This is a genomic window from Cupriavidus sp. 22TCCZM04-2, from assembly GCF_057798895.1.
Genome location: NZ_JBYOJS010000008.1, coordinates 145255 through 162320, shown reverse-complemented (window position 1 = coordinate 162320; position 17066 = coordinate 145255). Strand labels below are relative to the sequence as shown.

17 protein-coding genes are annotated in these 17066 nt (G+C 64.5%); 10 read left to right on the top strand and 7 right to left on the bottom strand.

Going from position 1 to position 17066, the window contains the following annotated elements:
- Window positions 1-157 precede the first annotated feature (157 nt).
- Both AC3FKG_RS14465 and AC3FKG_RS14460 read left to right on the top strand, forming a co-directional pair.
- Window positions 158-514, top strand: coding sequence for a hypothetical protein (locus AC3FKG_RS14465; protein WP_483711719.1), 357 nt, complete (start codon window positions 158-160; stop codon window positions 512-514).
- Between the two features lie 55 nt (window positions 515-569).
- Window positions 570-764 (top strand): hypothetical protein, encoded by a 195-nt coding sequence (locus tag AC3FKG_RS14460; protein ID WP_483711718.1) that lies wholly within the window; start codon window positions 570-572, stop codon window positions 762-764.
- On the opposite strand, the gene AC3FKG_RS14455 is transcribed toward AC3FKG_RS14460, so the two are convergent.
- The 6 genes from AC3FKG_RS14455 to AC3FKG_RS14430 form a co-directional block, all read right to left on the bottom strand.
- Window positions 761-1180, bottom strand: a complete 420-nt coding sequence (locus AC3FKG_RS14455) for a hypothetical protein (protein ID WP_483714521.1) — start codon at window positions 1178-1180, stop codon at window positions 761-763. The genes AC3FKG_RS14460 and AC3FKG_RS14455 overlap by 4 nt on opposite strands.
- A gap of 236 nt (window positions 1181-1416) precedes the next feature.
- Window positions 1417-2397, bottom strand: coding sequence for a formimidoylglutamase (hutG, locus tag AC3FKG_RS14450; protein WP_488743398.1), 981 nt, complete (start codon window positions 2395-2397; stop codon window positions 1417-1419).
- 2 nt (window positions 2398-2399) lie between these two features.
- Window positions 2400-3161 carry an amino acid ABC transporter ATP-binding protein gene (locus AC3FKG_RS14445; RefSeq protein WP_483711716.1) on the bottom strand — a complete coding sequence of 254 codons (762 nt, stop codon included), beginning with the start codon at window positions 3159-3161 and terminating at the stop codon, window positions 2400-2402.
- Window positions 3158-3826, bottom strand: a complete 669-nt coding sequence (locus AC3FKG_RS14440; protein WP_483711715.1) for an amino acid ABC transporter permease — start codon at window positions 3824-3826, stop codon at window positions 3158-3160. The genes AC3FKG_RS14445 and AC3FKG_RS14440 overlap by 4 nt, the downstream gene beginning before the upstream one ends.
- Window positions 3827-3844: 18 nt before the next feature.
- On the bottom strand, window positions 3845-4612 hold the full coding sequence (locus AC3FKG_RS14435) for a glutamine ABC transporter substrate-binding protein (protein WP_483711714.1): 768 nt from the start codon (window positions 4610-4612) through the stop codon (window positions 3845-3847).
- Window positions 4613-4694: 82 nt separating this feature from the next.
- Window positions 4695-5489, bottom strand: a complete 795-nt coding sequence (locus AC3FKG_RS14430; RefSeq protein ID WP_488743397.1) for an IclR family transcriptional regulator — start codon at window positions 5487-5489, stop codon at window positions 4695-4697.
- Window positions 5490-5768: 279 nt separating this feature from the next.
- Between AC3FKG_RS14430 and AC3FKG_RS14425 the strand changes: the two genes are divergently transcribed.
- Window positions 5769-6215 carry a GNAT family N-acetyltransferase gene (locus AC3FKG_RS14425; RefSeq protein ID WP_483711712.1) on the top strand — a complete coding sequence of 149 codons (447 nt, stop codon included), beginning with the start codon at window positions 5769-5771 and terminating at the stop codon, window positions 6213-6215.
- 77 nt (window positions 6216-6292) lie between these two features.
- Window positions 6293-6901, top strand: a complete 609-nt coding sequence (locus tag AC3FKG_RS14420; protein ID WP_488743396.1) for an HD domain-containing protein — start codon at window positions 6293-6295, stop codon at window positions 6899-6901.
- Window positions 6902-6917: 16 nt separating this feature from the next.
- Here the strand turns inward: AC3FKG_RS14420 and hisN are convergent, their stop codons facing one another.
- Complete coding sequence (gene hisN / locus AC3FKG_RS14415; RefSeq protein WP_488743395.1) at window positions 6918-7697, bottom strand: histidinol-phosphatase; 780 nt, start codon at window positions 7695-7697, stop codon at window positions 6918-6920.
- Window positions 7698-7909: 212 nt separating this feature from the next.
- On the opposite strand from hisN, the gene AC3FKG_RS14410 reads away from it, so the two are divergent.
- From AC3FKG_RS14410 to AC3FKG_RS14385, 6 genes are all read left to right on the top strand, one after another.
- Entirely contained in the window at window positions 7910-8293 is a 384-nt protein-coding gene (locus AC3FKG_RS14410; RefSeq protein WP_488743394.1) for a hypothetical protein, read from the top strand.
- Between the two features lie 67 nt (window positions 8294-8360).
- Complete coding sequence (locus AC3FKG_RS14405) at window positions 8361-11870, top strand: pyruvate carboxylase (protein ID WP_488743393.1); 3510 nt, start codon at window positions 8361-8363, stop codon at window positions 11868-11870.
- Window positions 11871-12256: 386 nt separating this feature from the next.
- Window positions 12257-13414, top strand: coding sequence for a porin (locus AC3FKG_RS14400; RefSeq protein ID WP_483711707.1), 1158 nt, complete (start codon window positions 12257-12259; stop codon window positions 13412-13414).
- Between the two features lie 300 nt (window positions 13415-13714).
- Window positions 13715-14695, top strand: coding sequence for a quinone oxidoreductase family protein (locus AC3FKG_RS14395; RefSeq protein ID WP_483711706.1), 981 nt, complete (start codon window positions 13715-13717; stop codon window positions 14693-14695).
- Between the two features lie 63 nt (window positions 14696-14758).
- On the top strand, window positions 14759-15826 hold the full coding sequence (locus AC3FKG_RS14390) for a beta-keto acid cleavage family enzyme (protein WP_483711705.1): 1068 nt from the start codon (window positions 14759-14761) through the stop codon (window positions 15824-15826).
- Between the two features lie 203 nt (window positions 15827-16029).
- A complete protein-coding gene (locus AC3FKG_RS14385) occupies window positions 16030-17019 on the top strand; it encodes a Bug family tripartite tricarboxylate transporter substrate binding protein (RefSeq protein WP_483711704.1) in 990 nt (329 codons plus the stop codon).
- Window positions 17020-17066 lie beyond the last annotated feature (47 nt).

Genomic DNA, 17066 nt, shown 5'->3' with positions numbered 1-17066 from the left:
TCCTAAATTGGTTCAGGAATTGTGTCTTTGGACACCATGTCGGGGAATTCGCGGGCGGGAAGGAAGCTTGGGGGAATCGACCCGGGGCGCAGCCTGTCTAACAGGGACAAGCGGACAATCCGGCCCGCAAGCAGGCTTTGGATGGATCATGCGATACATGGTCAACAGGATTTTTACAGCAGCAACCGTGGCCGCGCTATTGGCGGGATGCGCGGTGTATCCGGACTATTACGACAGCACCTATCCCGCTTATCCGGCTTATGCGGCTGGCCCGGCGTACTACAGCGGATATCCCGTGACGCCTGGCTACCCTTATTACGGTCCGGGCTACGGTGGCTACTATGGCAGCTTTGCGTACATCTACGGCGGGGGGCGATGCTGCTGGTATGGCGGCCACGGCGGCGGCTGGCACGGTCACGGTGGAGGCTGGAATGGCGGCGGTGGCGGCGGCTGGCATGGCGGTGGCCGTGGGGGCGGCCGAGGCGGCGGCTCACACGGCGGACACGGGCGCTGAGCCCAACGCGGACCGCCGAAAAGTATGCTTACCCCGCCAGAAAAGGAGTGTTGCCATGAGCACACGTGTACCGGACAATGCGCCGAAGCCCGGCCGCGCGCATGGCAAGCGCGCGCCCGCGACGCCTGACGACCAGATCGAGCGTGACCTGGACGAGGCCCTCAAAGAAACCTTTCCGGCCAGTGATCCGGTTGCAGTGGATCCCGAGGTGTTGCGACAGCAGAAGAAGCCGTCGCGGAGCAAGGCCTAAGGCAACTGCCGCAACTGTCCGATGACGGACATCAAACGGCCATGCGCCACGATGACGCCGGATTCATCCTGCAGCGCCTCCTGATATCGCTTGCGGAACGCGCCATCCCCTTTTTCACTGAACAGCCTTTCGGCGGCACGCGCGACGGCGCGGCAGGTTTCATCGTGGTGTTCGGCTGACTCCAGTTCTTCGTCGATCTCGATGATCAGGCGCGACAGCGGGTCAAGCCAGCGAAAGAAACTGTCTTCTGTCACCCGCTGCACGAACAAGCCTGCGGGGATGGGGCCGTTCAGGCGCTCGTACTGGCCGCGGTCGTAGCCGATGACTTCCTTGTGGACCTGCAGCAGCGCCGCGCGCAGGGCCTGCAAGCCCGAGCGGCGTGTTTCCTGGGTCGCTAAAAATTGTTCGTTGGGCATGCCCTTCTCCATGTTCATGGCCCGTGGGCAGGCAAGCGGAGTGCATCCGAAGCGAAAGCCGCCGATGCCTGCAGAGAATTCAGAGCGCAGCGCGGACAGTTCCCTGTCGGTGCCCGGTTTGCCTGCCAGTATAGGCAGGCCGGTCAGCCCGCCGCGCTAGCGATATACCCGGATTGCAGTGCAAACAAAGCGGCCATCGCACGACCGCCGGCCTTGATCGCCGGCCGCCTTTGTACCTATTGCAGTGCGGATTCCGCCCCCCCGCCGGCGTTGTCAGCCAACAGCCGCCAGGCCAGGCGTGCGGCCACGCGGGCGCTCTGTTGGTCGCGGTCATACTGCGGGTTGTATTCCGCCAGGTCGGCCACGCGCAGCTTGCCGCTGCGGCGAGCGAGCAAGGCCACTTCCTCCACCACGGATAGCGGCACGCCATAGGGGGCCGGTGCCGACACGCCCGGCATCACGGCCGCCGGCAATGCGTCGAGGTCGATGGTCAGGTACACGTGGTCCGTGGCAGAGATGCGCGCTTCCAGCTGCGCCAGGCGCGATGGCAGGTGACGCTCCTGCATGTCGACGTCTTCCACATAGCAGACGCCCAATGCATCGGCGCGGCCGAAAAGCGCCGGCGTGTTGCTGAGGCGGCTGACGCCCAGGCAGACGTAGTCGAACGGCTGTGCGCGTTCTGCGCACGCGTTGGCGATCTGGTCGAACGGCGTGCCGGAGCTTGCAGGCCGGCTGGTGCGCAGGTCGAAGTGGGCGTCGATATTGATGATGAGCACACGCCCGTCGTCGTCCTGTGCGTCCAGATGCGCGCGCAGCCCTTGCCACGTGCCCCAGGCCACTTCGTGGCCACCGCCCAGCACCAGCGGAAGGCCGCCGCGCGCCAGCACGGCGCGCACGGTTTGCGCCAGCGCGAGCTGGGCCGATTCCAGGTCGCCGTCTTCACATCCGACATTGCCGGCGTCGTACAAGGCCGGCAGTCCGTGTGCCGGGACGTTGGCCAGCGCACGGCGGATGGCGTCCGGGCCTTGCGCGGCACCGGGGCGGCCCTGGTTGCGCAGCACGCCGGCGTCGCAACTGAAGCCCAGCAGCACCGGCGCGCCGCCCAGCGGTGTCGGGTCTGCCGTTTGCAATGCCTGCACGATGCGGAACAGGCGCGTGGTGTCGCCACGCTCGCCGCTATCGACGCGGCCCTGCCAGAGGTTCGGGGACAAAGCCATCCTCACGCCCGCGTCAGCACGGCCTGCAGGAAGCCGCGTGTGCGTTCCTGCGTCGGCGCCGAGAAGATGACCGATGGCGGGCCGGCCTCGATGATGCCGCCGCCATCCATGACCACCACCACATCGGCCACTTCGCGGGCAAAGCCCATTTCATGCGTGACCACCACCATGGTCATGCCTTCGGCGGCCAGCACCTTCATCACCTGCAGCACTTCGCCGACCAGTTCCGGGTCCAATGCCGAGGTCGGCTCGTCGAACAGCATCACGCGCGGTTCCATCGCCAGTGCGCGGGCAATGGCCACGCGCTGCTTCTGGCCGCCCGACAGGCTGGCTGGCATGGCGTGGGCCTTGTGCGCAAGGCCGACCTTCTCAAGCAGGCTCATGGCCTTGCGCTCGGATTCATCGCGCGAGACGCCGCGCAGCATGCGCGGCCCCACCGTGACGTTGTGCAGCACCGACAGGTGCGGGAACAAGTTGAACGACTGGAACACCATGCCCACTTCCGTGCGCAGCTGGTTCAGCTCGTGCTCGCCAATCAGCTGGCCTTCGGTCACGAGACGCTTGCCGACGATGTCGATGGTGCCGGCCTCGGGTTGTTCCAGGCCGTTGCAGCAACGCAGGAACGTGCTCTTGCCCGAGCCGCTGGGACCGATCACGACCACGACTTGCGATGGCTCCACATCGAAGTCGATGCCGCGCAAGACCGTATGGCCGCCGAACGATTTACCCAGGTTGCGGATCCGGATGATTGCGGAATCGCTCATTGCACCATGCCTCCCATGCGCAGCCGTTGTTCTGCGCGTTGCAGGATCAGTCCGGCCGCGCTTGTCAGGATCAGATAAACCAGTGCGATCGCAAGATAAACTTCCAGCGACCGGTACGACACGCTGATGATCTTCTGGCCTTCGTGCATCAGGTCGGCAATGGTCAGCAGCGACACCAGCGCCGAGTTCTTGATGAGCGCGATGAACTCGTTGCCCAGCGGCGGAATCATCCGCACGATGGCCTGCGGCAGGATCACCGCGCGCATGGCCTGGCCGGAAGACATGCCAATCGAGCGGGCCGCTTCCATCTGGCCCTTGTCCACGGACTGGATCGCGCCGCGCACGATTTCCGACACATAGGCGCCGGAATAGATGCCCAGCCCGATCACGCCGCACACAAAGGCCGGCAGCAGGATGTTGAACTGCGGCAGCCCGAAGAACAGCAGGAACAGCTGCACCAGCAGCGGCGTGCCGCGGATGAACGTCACATAGGCCGTACAGATGCCATAGATGAAGCGACGCTTCGGGTCGAGCCGGCCGATGCCGACCAGCAGGCCCATGATGCAGCCGAGCACGAGCGCGCACGCGGTCACCTCCACGGTGACGATGGCGCCGTGGAGGATGTCAGGCCAACCGGCGAAGACAGGAGAAAAATCCAGTTCCATGATGATGTTCCGCGCGGCTTACTTGGCGGCTGGGTTGGCGGTGTTGCCGAACCACTTCTGGGTCAGCTTCGCGTAGGTGCCATCGGCCTTCACCTTGGCCAGCGCGGCATTCAGGGCGCGGGTCAGTTCCGGGGTGTCCTTGCGCACGGCCATGCCGTATTCCTCGGTGGTCAGCGGCTGCTCGACCATGCGCAGGCCGCCGCGGGTCTTGACGTACTGCATCGCGGCCGGCTTGCCGGTCACGGCGGCGTCGGCACGGCCGATCTCGACCAGGTTGAACATTTCCTGGTTCTTCTCCACTTCCACGCGCTCCACCTTCGGATACGTGTCGCGCAGGAAGCTGACCGACTTGGTGCCCACCTGCACGCTGACTTTCTTGCCGTTCAGGTCGGCCGGGGTATGGATGGAGGTGTTGCTGCTCTTGACCAGCGCCACCAGGCCGCCGGTGTAGTAGGGCTCGGTAAAGTCCACCACCTTGCGGCGCTCGGGGGTGATGTAGATGCCGGACACGGCCATGTCGAAGCGGCGCGAGACCAGCCCCGGGACCAGGCCCTTGAAGTCGATGTCGGTCCACTCCACCTTCTTGCCCATGACCTTGGCCATGGCCTCGACGAGTTCCACGTCAAAGCCGGTGCGCTTGCCGTTCTCCACGAATTCCATCGGGGGGAAGGTGGCGTCGGTGGCAACGCGCAGCACGGCGCTGTCCTCGGCGTGGGCGGCGGTGCCGAACGTCAGGCTGATCAGGGCCGTCAGGCCGGCCATCAGGCATTTGCGACGAAGGTTCATGGAGGTCTCCTTTTTCTCGGGAACGAGGGGTCAGCCATCGCAGGGGGGTTGTCGACGGCGGCGGTAATGGTCTGCTTGGTGTTCAGTAGGACTGCAGCCGGGCGGAAATCCGCATCGCTGCTGCCACGGTCATTTCGATCAGCTCTGATTCGCGCCCTTGCCGGCGTGTCGCCGGCACCATTAGGGTGATGGAGCCTAGCGCATCGGCCTTGCCGCGCCGCGAGAAAAGCGGCGCGCTCACGCCCCACACGCCGGGGTCCACCGCGCCTTCGCTGACGGCGTAGCCGGTCTCGCGAATCGCGCTCAGTTCGGTCAACAGCCGTTGGGCTTCGTCCGGCTCGCACAGGGCGTGGACGAGCCGCTCGCGCGCCTCGTCGCGCATGAATGCCAGCAGCGACTTGGCTGATGCACCGGCGCGCAGCGGCACGCCGCGGCCCTTTTCGAACGAGCAGCGCAACGACTGGCGGCTTTCCACCATCTCCAGGCACACGGCGTGATCCTTGACGGCGACGATCAGCCCCACGCTTTCATCGGACTGCTGAGCCAGCAGCCGCATATCGGGCAGGGCTTCGCGGGCCAGGTGCGAGGCCATGTCGAAGCCGAGCGCAAGTTGCAGGCTGATCGGCCCCGGCGCGTATTCCCCGTCGGACTCCAGAACAAAGCCCCAGCGCTTGAGCATCAGCAACTGGCGGTAGAGCGTGCTCTTGGGCAGTCCGGTCTTGGCAACGAGCTCGCGCACCGAGATCGGCGCGCCATGTTGGGCCAGCGCCGCCAGCACGAACAGCACGCGATCGGCGCCGCCCGCGGGCTGGCCGGATTCGCCAGGGATGGAGGTCGGGGGCGTCGCGGCGCCCGGGTTGTCGACAGCATTCAGCATAGGGACGAAGAATAGGACTTCATTCCCAAAAATCAAAACCATGAATCCCAAGGAATGGGAATGATGCGCTAGGGATAACCCTTAAATTCGCACATTGAATGCGCCAGGTGCGCGTGGCGCCATGCGGCGGCGCCAGCCAACGGAAGCGCTAGTCGACTCACTTGGGTGATGACAGTCCGGTCCGCCCGGCGGCATAGTTTTATCATTTCGCGGTTCCCCCTCAAGTCGGTCGCCGGAACGGCGCAAGGGCAGGGGGCGAGCTACTACCACGCAGCATGCATGATGACAAGAGACGTTCGCCTGCGGGCTGCTTTGGCCAATGACCTGGCGATCATTGCGCATGTACTGACCCAATGCGGTCTGACGCTCGCCGAGGCAAGTGACATGCCCCGGCTGTTCCATGTGGCGGAACTCAATGGCCAGGTCATCGGCTGTGCGTACGGCGAACAATACGGCCGCACGCTGGCCGTGCATACCGTTGCGGTCCTGCCCGAATTTCGCGGACGACGGCTGGCCACGTATATCGTCAGCGCATTGCTGATGCGAGCGAGAGCCGGTGGCTGCCTCAATGCCGCCGTGCTGACGAACCAGCACCCGGGCTTCTTCGCGCGCCACGGCTTCACCCTGACCGCGGTCGACAGCCTGGTACGGGAAACGCAATTGCCGCTGGCCGTGCTGCGCAGCTTCGGAGAGCGAACCCATTACATGGCGCGGCAGCTGACCTGAGCCGGGTCGACGGTGGCGGGTGGCTGGGCCGGTCGCCTGCTAGACTTGCCCCATCACCCCCGCCCCTGTATCCCACCGTGAACCCGTCCAATCTGGTACGCCAGCTGTCCTTTCTCCGCGAGATCGACAAGCTGAAGAGCGTCGTACGGTTGTCGCCGCTGATTGACCAGTCGCGCCGCGAGAACAGCGCCGAGCATTCCTGGCATCTCGCCATGTACGCCCTGGTCCTGTCGGAGCATGCGGCAGCGCCCGTCGATGTGTCTCGCGTCGTGAAGATGCTGCTTATCCACGACATCGTCGAGATCGATGCCGGCGATGTGCCGTTCCACGTCCCCTCGACCCATGCGGGCCAGGCCGAACGCGAGCAAGTGGCGGCCGAGCGTATCTTTGCCTTGTTGCCGCAAGCGCAGGCGGCGGAGTTTCGCGATGTCTGGTTCGAGTTCGAAGCCGGCGAAAGCGACGACGCAAAGTTCGCCAAGGCCTTGGACAGGTTTCAGCCGATGCTCCACAACGCGGCGACGGAAGGCGGTACCTGGGTCGAGTGCGAAGTCACCGAAGAACAGGTCATTGCGCGCTGCCAGCCGCCGATCGAACGCGGTGCGCCGGCGCTCTGGGAAGCCGCTGCCAGGCTTGTTCAGGAACACTTCCGCAAGCCCGACGCCGAAGGAGCCACCGACAGGCGGTAACGCGCGTTCCCCAGCCTTACCCGTTGAGCAGCCGAAGGATTTCCTCATGCACGCGGGCGTCGCCACAAGCGACCACGGCTCCGCCATGTTGCGGGTCGCCGCCGGTCCAGCTCGTCATGATCCCGCCGGCGCCTTCGATGATCGGGATCAGGGCCTGCACGTCATAAGGCTGCAGTCCCGCCTCGACCACGGCGTCGACCTGGCCCGCGGCAACCATGCAGTATCCGTAGCAATCCCCGCCGTATCGCTGCATCCTGGCTGCCCGCGCCACGCGCTGGAAAGCATCCCATTGCTCGCCGGCCTCGAACATGTCGGGCGTGGTGCAGAGCAGCTTGGCCTCCGACAACGACTGGCAGGGCCGCACCCGCAATGGCTTGCCATTCAGCCAGGCCTGGTTGCCGTTGCCCGAGAAGCGCTCGCGCGTGAACGGCTGGTCCATGGTGCCAAGTACCGGATGCTGGCCATCATTGAGTGCGATCAGCGTTCCCCAGAGTGGCAGGCCGGTAATGAATGCGCGGGTCCCGTCGATCGGATCGAGTACCCACGTGAACGGCTCGGTCCCGGCGATTCGCTGTTCCTCTTCGCCAAGGATGCCGTGGTTGGGATAGGTACTTCGGATCAGGTCGCGCATGGCGCGCTCGGCTTCCCGGTCCGCGACGGTAACGGGATCGAAGCGTGCGGCGCCCTTGTCCACCACTTCCAGGGCTGCACGAAAATGGGCGAGCGTGACAGTGCTTGCTGCATCGGCCAGGCGGCCGGCGAAGGCGAGAAATTCGGCGTGCTGATTTGCGTGCATGGGGCGTGGCGAATTAAAGGTGCGGCATAGGGAAAACGTGCCTGCGATTGTAGTCGCTGGTGTCGTTTCGCTCTCTTCCGTTCCTGCCCTAACCTGGAGGATTAGAAGCCTTCTCTTCGTTGGTGGTAATGGCCGACTCGTGCCGGTTATGTCACACGAATGCCGTCGACCAGTCGTTTCATCGGAGTTCATAGTTGAAATTATGAAATCCGATGGTGAAATCGCCATCGCGCGTCGGCACCCCAATCCCAAATAAAAACAACGGTTTAGACATGCCGCACGGCGTTGGTGCGCTTCTTGCGATGTCGGCGTACAACTGGGGCGAAGGAAATCGCGCCCGCAATCTCGTATTGAAATCGCCATTGCAACGGCGACAAGCGTTTGAGGAGGAGTGCACGGTGACGTATTACGGAAAGATCGAAGCAGGCGGGGAGCGCGAGGCCGCCGCCGAGGGAAGCACGCTGCAAGGTCAGTCACGCGGCGAAGGCGGACATCGCGCCGAGGCGCTTCCGCGGCGTTCCCATTGGGCGTGGGCCGTCGCCAAGGGACACCACGACTGGATGGATTCGCACACGCCCTTTGCCCGTCACGAATAAAGCTCCCTTCGCCTTGGCGCGCCGACAGGTGGAGGCTGCGTCTTCCTAACCGCTTTCTATTCGCCCCATGAACTACACCCCAATCAAATCCCTGCTGATTGCCAACCGTTCCGAGATCGCGATCCGCGTGATGCGCGCCGCGGCCGAGATGAATATCCGCACCGTGGCGATCTATTCGAAGGAAGACCGCCTCGCGCTCCATCGCTTCAAGGCGGACGAAAGCTATCTGGTTGGCGAGGGCAAGAAGCCGCTGGCGGCCTACCTCGACATCGATGACATCCTGCGCATCGCCCGGCAGGCGAAGGTGGACGCCATCCACCCGGGCTATGGCTTCCTCTCGGAGAACCCGGATTTCGCGCAAGCGGTGATGGACGCCGGGATCCGCTGGATCGGCCCGTCGCCGGACGTCATGCGCAAGCTGGGGAACAAGGTGGCGGCCCGCAACGCGGCGATCGAGGCGGGCGTGCCGGTGATGCCGGCGACCGATCCGTTGCCGCATGACCTGGACGCGTGCAAGCGCCTGGCGGCCGGCATCGGCTACCCGCTGATGCTCAAGGCGAGCTGGGGCGGTGGCGGGCGCGGCATGCGCATGCTGGAAAACGAGCAGGACCTCGAAACCGCGCTGCCGGCCGCGCGGCGCGAGGCCTTGTCGGCGTTCGGCAATGACGAGGTCTATGTCGAGAAGCTGGTGCGCAACGCGCGCCACGTCGAAGTGCAGGCGCTGGGCGATACGCACGGCAACCTGGTGCACCTGTACGAGCGCGACTGCACCGTGCAGCGCCGCAACCAGAAGGTGGTGGAGCGCGCGCCGGCGCCGTACCTCGACGACGCCGGCCGGGCCGAACTGTGCGACGCGGCCATGCGGCTGATGCGCGCGGTTGGCTACACGCACGCGGGCACGATCGAATTCCTGATGGATGCCGACTCCGGCCAGTTCTATTTCATCGAAGTCAACCCGCGCATCCAGGTCGAGCACACGGTCACCGAGATGGTCACGGGGGTCGATATCGTCAAGGCGCAGATCCGCATTACCGAGGGCGGCCATATCGGCATGACCGAGAACACGCGCGATGCCGACGGCAAGATCGTCGTGCGCGCTGCCGGCGTGCCGGAACAGGCGGGCATCTCGCTGAACGGGCATGCCCTGCAATGCCGGATCACGACCGAAGACCCCGAAAACGGCTTCCTGCCGGACTATGGCCGGCTCTCCGCCTACCGCAGCGCGGCGGGCTTCGGCGTGCGCCTGGACGCCGGAACGGCCTATGGCGGTGCCGTGATCACGCCGTACTACGATTCGCTGCTGGTCAAGGTCACCACCTGGGCGCCGACGGCGCCCGAGTCGATCCGGCGCATGGACCGCGCGTTGCGCGAATTCCGTATCCGCGGCGTCGCGTGCAACCTGCAGTTCCTCGAGAACGTCATCAACCATCAGGCTTTCCGCTCGGGCGAGGTCACGACGCGCTTTATCGACAAGACGCCGGAACTGCTGGCCTTCGCCAAGCGGCAGGACCGTGCGACAAAGTTGCTGCGCTATCTGGGCGATGTGTGCGTCAACGGGCATCCGGAAATCAATGGCCGCACGCTACCTTCGCTGCCATTGCCCAGCCCGGTGCTGCCCAAGCTGGATACCGCTGGCGCCATTCCGACCGGCACGCGCGACCTGCTGCGCGAGCTTGGCGCGGAGAAGTTCTCGCGCTGGATGCTTGAGCAAAAGCGTGTGCTGCTGACGGACACGACCATGCGCGACGCGCACCAGTCGCTGTTCGCCACGCGCATGCGCACCGCGGACATGCTCCCGATCGCGCCCTTCTACGCGCGAGAACTGCCGCAGCTGTTCTCGATGGAGTGCTGGGGCGGGGCCACCTTCGACGTGGCGCTGCGCTTCCTGAAGGAAGACCCGTGGCAGCGCCTCGAGCAACTGCGCGAGCGCGTGCCCAACATCCTGTTCCAGATGCTGCTGCGCGGCTCGAACGCCGTCGGCTACACCAACTACGCGGACAACGTGGTGAAGTTCTTCGTCCGCCAGGCCGCCAGCGCCGGCGTGGACGTGTTCCGCGTGTTCGACTCGTTGAACTGGGTGCGAAACATGCGCGTGGCCATCGACGCCGTGGGCGAGAGCGGGGCGCTGTGCGAAGGCGCAATCTGCTACACCGGTGACATTTTCGACGGCTCGCGCCCCAAGTACGACCTGAAGTACTACGTCGGCATCGCGCGCGAACTACAGGCGGCCGGCGTGCACGTGCTGGGCATCAAGGACATGGCAGGCATCTGCCGTCCGCAGGCTGCGGCAGCGCTGGTGAAGGCGCTCAAGGAAGAGACGGGCCTTCCCGTGCATTTCCACACGCACGATACGAGCGGTATTTCGGCTGCCTCGGCGCTTGCGGCCATCGACGCCGGCTGTGATGCAGTCGATGGCGCGCTCGATGCCATGAGCGGGCTCACCTCGCAACCGAACCTGTCGAGCATCGCCGCGGCGCTGGCCGGCAGCGAGCGCGACCCCGGACTCGACCTCGAGCGCCTGCACGAGGCATCGATGTACTGGGAGGGCGTGCGTCGTTACTACGCACCGTTCGAATCGGAGATCCGGGCCGGCACGGCTGATGTCTACCGCCACGAAATGCCAGGTGGCCAGTACACCAACCTGCGCGAGCAGGCCCGCTCGCTCGGCATCGAGCATCGCTGGACCGAGGTGTCGCGCGCGTATGCCGAGGTCAACCAGATGTTCGGCGACATCGTGAAGGTGACGCCGACGTCCAAGGTCGTGGGCGACATGGCGCTGATGATGGTGGCCAACGACATGAGCGCCGCCGATGTCTGCGATCCGGCCAAGGAGATTGCGTTCCCCGAGTCGGTGGTGTCGCTGTTCAAGGGCGAGCTGGGCTTCCCGCCCGACGGCTTCCCCGCGGAACTCTCGCGCAAAGTCCTGCGCGGCGAGCCGCCCGCGCCCTACCGGCCAGGCGACCAGATCCCGGCAGTGGACCTCGATGCCGCACGCGCCGAGGCGGAAGCGGCGTGCGAACAATCGATTGACGACCGGCAGCTTGCGTCTTACCTGATGTACCCCAAGCAGGCGGTCGCCTACCACGCGCACGTGCGGACCTTCAGCGATACGTCGGTCGTGCCGACACCGGCTTTCCTGTATGGACTGCAGCCCCAGGAAGAGGTCGCCATCGATATCGCGGCGGGCAAGACCTTGCTGGTCTCGCTGCAGGGAACGCATCCCGATGCCGAAGAGGGCAACATCAAGGTCCAGTTCGAGCTGAACGGACAGTCGCGCACGGCGCTGATCGAACAGCGCAGCGCCGCGCAAGCCGGTCCGGCGCGCCACAGCAAGAACGTTGCGGACCCCGACAATCCACTGCATATCGCCGCGCCGATGCCGGGCTCGATCGTGACGGTGGCGGTTCAGCCGGGGCAGAAGGTCGCGGCTGGCACGACGCTGCTGGCGCTGGAAGCGATGAAGATGGAAACCCACATTGCGGCCGATCGCGACTGCGAGATTGCCGCCGTGCACGTGAAGCAAGGCGATCGTGTGGCGGCGAAGGAGTTGCTGATCGAACTGAAAGGCACGGATTGAGGTTCGGTGATTGGCCGGCGTTCGCGCCGGTCGATCGTCATTGGCGTTGAGTGGAATGGGGCAATCTCGCGATTGCCCCATTTTCTTTTCCGGCCTGGCGTGCCCGGCCGCGAAGCGCACCACATGGACGTCTGCCGTCCGGCGCCGCCCCAATCAAGCAGCTCCTCCTGGCCTGCATTGCACTGGTGGAAACCCGGTATGTCGCTTTTTTCAGACGATATTTGGCATCGCTGGCTTCTGGGTTTGCCGGATAAGGACACCGACTTGCCAATTCGCGACTTCCGGGCCGCGGCCGCATCAAGCGGCGAGGGTGTTCCGTAGGATTGCCCCGTCGTAGCGAGGACGGCTGGACAAATCAAACAGATAAGGGCAGAGGAGACAAGGTAATGAGGAAGACGATTATTGGCCTGGCGGCGGCATGCACCTGCGGAGCGGTGCAGGCGCAATCCAGCGTGACGTTGTATGGCGTGGTCGACGTGAACGTCGAGTACGTCAACCACGTCGGAGCGATCCCGTCGGCGAGTAATAACTTTAACCCGGGCCAGGGCGGCAAGGTGATTCGCGAGGACGCCGGTGGCTACTCGGGTTCTCGCTGGGGCCTGCGTGGCACGGAAGACCTGGGGGGCGGGTTGAAGTCGATCTTCGTCCTGGAGAGTGGCTTCAATTCCGATACCGGCACCCTGCAGCAGGGCGGACGGCTGTTTGGTCGCCAGGCCTTCGTTGGCCTGACTGCCCCATATGGCCAGTTCACCTTTGGCCGGCAGTACCATTCCATGTTCTCCACGCTGGCCAACTTTGTGCCGGCGCGCTACGCCACGCAGTATGAGCCCGTTGGCGTGATCGCCGGCGGCAACTTCCGCGAGGACAACACCGCGAAGTACACGGGCACGTTCGGCGGTCTGACCGTCATGGCAAACTGGTCGTTCGGCGTCGGCACGGCACTGCCGCAAGTCATCGGGACGGTTCCAGGTGCGGGCGGCAATGGCGAGGTGCCGGGCCAGTTCCGTCGCGACTCGGCCTATGGCGCCGGGGTGAGCTACCTTTCGGGCCCCTTCGGCGTAGGTGTCGGCTATGACCAGTGGAATCCGACGATGGCGACCGGCAACGGTGCTTTCAAGAAGGCGGCGGTCATGGGCAGCTTTGCCTTCAATGACACGGCCAAGATCATGGGTGGCTACCGCTGGGGCCAGAACAAGAATCAAAACGGTACGCTGATTCTGCGCGACGACTTCTACTGGATCGGCGGTCAGTACCGCTTGTCTTCCACGCTGGACTTCACGCTCGAGTACGACTACCAGAACGTAAAGAACATCGGCGGCAACACCGGGATGGCCAATCCGTGGCAGATCGCCCTGATCGCCGACTATTCGTTCTCGAAGCGTACGGATGTCTACCTGACCACGGCCTACTCCAGGAACGGTGGCCTGGCCATGGAATCGGCCGCGAGCAACTATGCCACCAGCCTCACGCTGAACAGCTACGCCCTGCCGAATGGCAAGACGTCGATGTTCGGCGCTGCCGTGGGTATCCGCCACATCTTCTGAGCCTGCAGGGAGCCAAGCAGGGCTCCCGCATCACATACGAGCGCCAGCGCGCACTGCCGGGGTTATGAGGGCAGGGCGCGCTGGCGTTTTTTTCTTGGGCGTCCGCAAAAGCCAGGGGGTCGACATTTCCGTCCGGGGCGATGCCCAGCGCACGCGCCGGCGTGTCACAAAAGGAAAAGCTCGAGACGTCATCGGCAAAGCGAAAAGTCGCGCCAGGCCAGAAGATTGGTTGTCGCTTTGGCGCGCCTGAACGGCAAGCCGCGGGTGAACGATCAGATCAGATAAAGAACAGGAGACGACATGGCGAAAGCCGTGAAATTCTACGAAACAGGCGGCCCCGATGTCCTTCGCTTCGAGGACGTCAGCGTGGGCGAGCCGGGGCCGGGGGAAGTCCGCGTCCGTCATGTGGCCGTAGGGCTGAACTTTGCCGACACGTACTTTCGCAGCGGCACTTACCAGGTTCCGCTGCCCAGTGGGCTTGGCAACGAGGCCTCCGGCGTGATCGAAGCCGTTGGCGCCGGTGTCACGCACCTGGCGGTCGGCGACCGCGTGACCTATACGGGCTTTACCAACACGCTCGGTGCCTACAGCACGGAGCGGATTATCGCTGCGGCGCCGCTGATCAAGCTGCCGCAATCCATCAGCTGCGAAGTCGCGGCGGCCATGACCATGCGGGGCTTGTCGGCGGCGTACCTGATGCGCCGGATCTACCCGTTCAAGGCGGGCGACGCCATCCTGCTGCATGCCGCGGCAGGCGGCGCCGGGCTGATCATTTCGCAATGGGCCAAGCTCCAGGGACTGACGGTGATCGGCACGGTTTCCACCGACGCCAAGGCCGAAGTGGCGCGCGCCCATGGCTGCGACCACACCATCAACTACAGCCATGAGGACGTGGCGAAGCGCGTGCGCGAACTGACGGACGGCGTGGGCGTGAACGTGGTCTTCGACAGCGTGGGCAAGGACACCTTCATGTCCTCGCTGGACTCGCTCAAGCGCCGCGGCCTGCTGGTGTGCGTGGGGTTTGCCTCGGGCCCGGTCACGGGGTTCGATCCGGCCATCCTGGCCCGCAAGGGCTCGGCATTCCTGACGCGCCCGGGCCTGGCCGACTATATCGCCGACCCTGCCGAAAAGGCGGAACTGGTCGACGAGCTGTTCGGACATGTGGCGGCAGGCCGCATCCGCATCGGGATCAACCAGCGCTATGCGCTGGAGGACGCCGCGCAGGCACATCGCGATCTCGAGGCCCGCAAGACCACGGGCTCCTCCATCTTCGTCATCTGACAGCACGCTGTTGTCTGTCTCGACTTTTTTCGCCTTTGCATAGCAACCTGGATATCCATCACCATGAACTTCCTTGACGGCCACCTGTATCCCGAGAACCAGCAGCCCCTGATCATCACCGCCGCGCCCTATGCGCCGGGCTGGATTCCTTCCGACTTTCCGGAAGATATTCCCGTCACGATGGAAGACCAGATCCAGAAGGCGGTGGATTGCTACGAAGCCGGTGCGCGCGTGCTGCACCTGCATGTGCGCGAACCCGATGGCAAGGGCAGCAAGCGCCTGTCCACGTTCAACGAGCTGATCGCCGGCGTGCGCAAGGCCTGTCCGGAAATGGTCATCCAGGTGGGCGGCTCGATCAGCTTCGCTCCCGAAGAGGGCCAGGCCGCCAAGTGGCTGGACGATGACACGCGCCATATGCTGGCCGAACTCGATCCGAAACCCGACCAGGTGACGGTGACCGTCAACACGGCGCAGATGAACGTGACCGAGCACGCCGGCGTCGACGACTTCAAGGGGGTATCGCGTGGCTTCCCGCACCTCTACGACACCTACAAGGATATGGTCGTGCCCTCGAACCCCAGCTGGGCCGAGGAGCATATCCGGCGCCTGACCGCCGCCGGAATCCAGAGCGAATTCCAGTGCTACAACATCAACAGCTTTGAAACGATCGAGCGGATGATTCGCCGCGGCGTCTACAAGGGGCCGCTGGTGATGAACTGGGTAGCGATCAGCGGTGGCATGGACCAGGCGAACATCTACAACCTGGCCAACATGCTGCGTGCCGTGCCGGACGGCGCCGTGCTGACGGTGGAGAGTTCGGTGCTGAATGTGCTGCCCATCAATATGATTGGCATGGCCCTGGGCCTGCATGTACGGTGCGGCATCGAAGACGTGCTGTGGAACCAGACGCGCACGGGAAAGATGAGCACGGTCGAGCAGATCAAGCAACTGGTGCGCATCGCCGGCGAGTTCGGCCGGCCCATCGCGACCGCGCAGCAGACGCGGGAAATCCTGAAGCTGGGGGTGTTCTACGACACCGTGGAAGAAACGCTTCAGGCCAACGGCTTCGCGCCCAATCGTAATGGTGGCCACCAGGGTTTCCTGCGCAAGCAGGAAAACATGGCGGCCTGAGGTTGGCCACGCCAGCCAAGCCGCGAGACTGACTTGCCCGCGTTCATGCCATGCATGGCTAGTTCACGTCGCCCGATGCGCTGCGTCTTGCGCATCGGGCCGCGTGGCCGTTGTCGTCGGCTCTGCCGATTTGCCAGGCGACGAGCAGGGAACGCGCGCGGGCCAGGTCGATTGGCAACAGACCAGGTATATGGAGGATGACAATGGCATTTCGATTGAAGAAGCTGGTTGCGGCCACGCTGGGCACGGGTGTGTTGCTGGCGGTGTGCGCTTGCGCGCAGGCGCAGGGCGGCGCCTGGCCCTCGCGCCCGATTCAGATGATCGTCGCGTCGTCGGCAGGATCGGGGACCGATGCCCTCGCACGCGTGATGGCGCAACGCCTGTCGGTAGCACTGAAGCAGCCGGTCGTGGTGGACAACCGGCCTGGCGCCGGTGGCGTGATCGGCACCAGCGCGGTGATCAAGGCGCCGGCCGACGGATACACGATCCTCTACACCACGGCAACGAACATGGTCATCGCCCCGGCGGTACTGAAGACCATTCCTTATGATCCGAAGAAGAGCCTGGTACCCATTGCCGAGACGGCCGAGGGTGGCGTAATGCTGCTCGTCAACAGTGACCTGCCGGTCCACAGCCTGCCGGAACTCGTCAAGCTGCTGAAGGCGAATCCGGACAAGTACAGCTACGGTACCTGGTCGGCGGGATCTTCGGGACAGCTGATGATGGAGTGGCTCAAGAAGCAGACCGGCATGGAAACCGCACACGTTGCGTACCGGACTTCGAATCAGCTGTTGACCGACCTTTCCGCGGGCGTATTGACGATCGGCTGGACCGACCCCGGCGCGCCCGTCCCCTTCCTTCGCTCGGGGAAGGTCCGCGCCATCGCCATTGCAGGCAACTCGCGCGCACCGCAGTTCCCCGACGTCAAGACCATGACGGAACAGGGCTATAAATTCGATGCCGTGGGCTGGTTCGGCATGTTCGCGCCAGCGGGAACCGACCCGGCGATCGTGAAGAGGCTGGCCGATGAAGTCAACAAGGTTCAGAAATCCCCTGAGCTCGCCACCATGATGCACACCATGAACTTTGCGCCGCCGCCTGTGAAGACCACGGTGCAGTTCGGCGAGATCGTCGGCCGCGACCTGCAGGTCTGGTCGAAAATCGCGGCGGATACCGGAATCAGGCTCGATTGATCCGCCGTGCCGGGCCCGTGTGGACTCACCGGGCTGCAGGACGACAT

Coding starts and splice junctions, on each gene's coding strand:
- AC3FKG_RS14465 (WP_483711719.1), top strand. CDS start 158: ATGGTCAACAGGATTTTTACAGCAGCAACCGTGGCCGCGCTATTGGCG.
- AC3FKG_RS14460 (WP_483711718.1), top strand. CDS start 570: ATGAGCACACGTGTACCGGACAATGCGCCGAAGCCCGGCCGCGCGCAT.
- AC3FKG_RS14455 (WP_483714521.1), bottom strand. CDS start 1,180: ATGCCCAACGAACAATTTTTAGCGACCCAGGAAACACGCCGCTCGGGC.
- hutG (WP_488743398.1), bottom strand. CDS start 2,397: ATGGCTTTGTCCCCGAACCTCTGGCAGGGCCGCGTCGATAGCGGCGAG.
- AC3FKG_RS14445 (WP_483711716.1), bottom strand. CDS start 3,161: ATGAGCGATTCCGCAATCATCCGGATCCGCAACCTGGGTAAATCGTTC.
- AC3FKG_RS14440 (WP_483711715.1), bottom strand. CDS start 3,826: ATGGAACTGGATTTTTCTCCTGTCTTCGCCGGTTGGCCTGACATCCTC.
- AC3FKG_RS14435 (WP_483711714.1), bottom strand. CDS start 4,612: ATGAACCTTCGTCGCAAATGCCTGATGGCCGGCCTGACGGCCCTGATC.
- AC3FKG_RS14430 (WP_488743397.1), bottom strand. CDS start 5,489: ATGCTGAATGCTGTCGACAACCCGGGCGCCGCGACGCCCCCGACCTCC.
- AC3FKG_RS14425 (WP_483711712.1), top strand. CDS start 5,769: ATGATGACAAGAGACGTTCGCCTGCGGGCTGCTTTGGCCAATGACCTG.
- hisN (WP_488743395.1), bottom strand. CDS start 7,697: ATGCACGCAAATCAGCACGCCGAATTTCTCGCCTTCGCCGGCCGCCTG.
- AC3FKG_RS14410 (WP_488743394.1), top strand. CDS start 7,910: ATGGTGAAATCGCCATCGCGCGTCGGCACCCCAATCCCAAATAAAAAC.
- AC3FKG_RS14405 (WP_488743393.1), top strand. CDS start 8,361: ATGAACTACACCCCAATCAAATCCCTGCTGATTGCCAACCGTTCCGAG.
- AC3FKG_RS14400 (WP_483711707.1), top strand. CDS start 12,257: ATGAGGAAGACGATTATTGGCCTGGCGGCGGCATGCACCTGCGGAGCG.
- AC3FKG_RS14395 (WP_483711706.1), top strand. CDS start 13,715: ATGGCGAAAGCCGTGAAATTCTACGAAACAGGCGGCCCCGATGTCCTT.
- AC3FKG_RS14390 (WP_483711705.1), top strand. CDS start 14,759: ATGAACTTCCTTGACGGCCACCTGTATCCCGAGAACCAGCAGCCCCTG.
- AC3FKG_RS14385 (WP_483711704.1), top strand. CDS start 16,030: ATGGCATTTCGATTGAAGAAGCTGGTTGCGGCCACGCTGGGCACGGGT.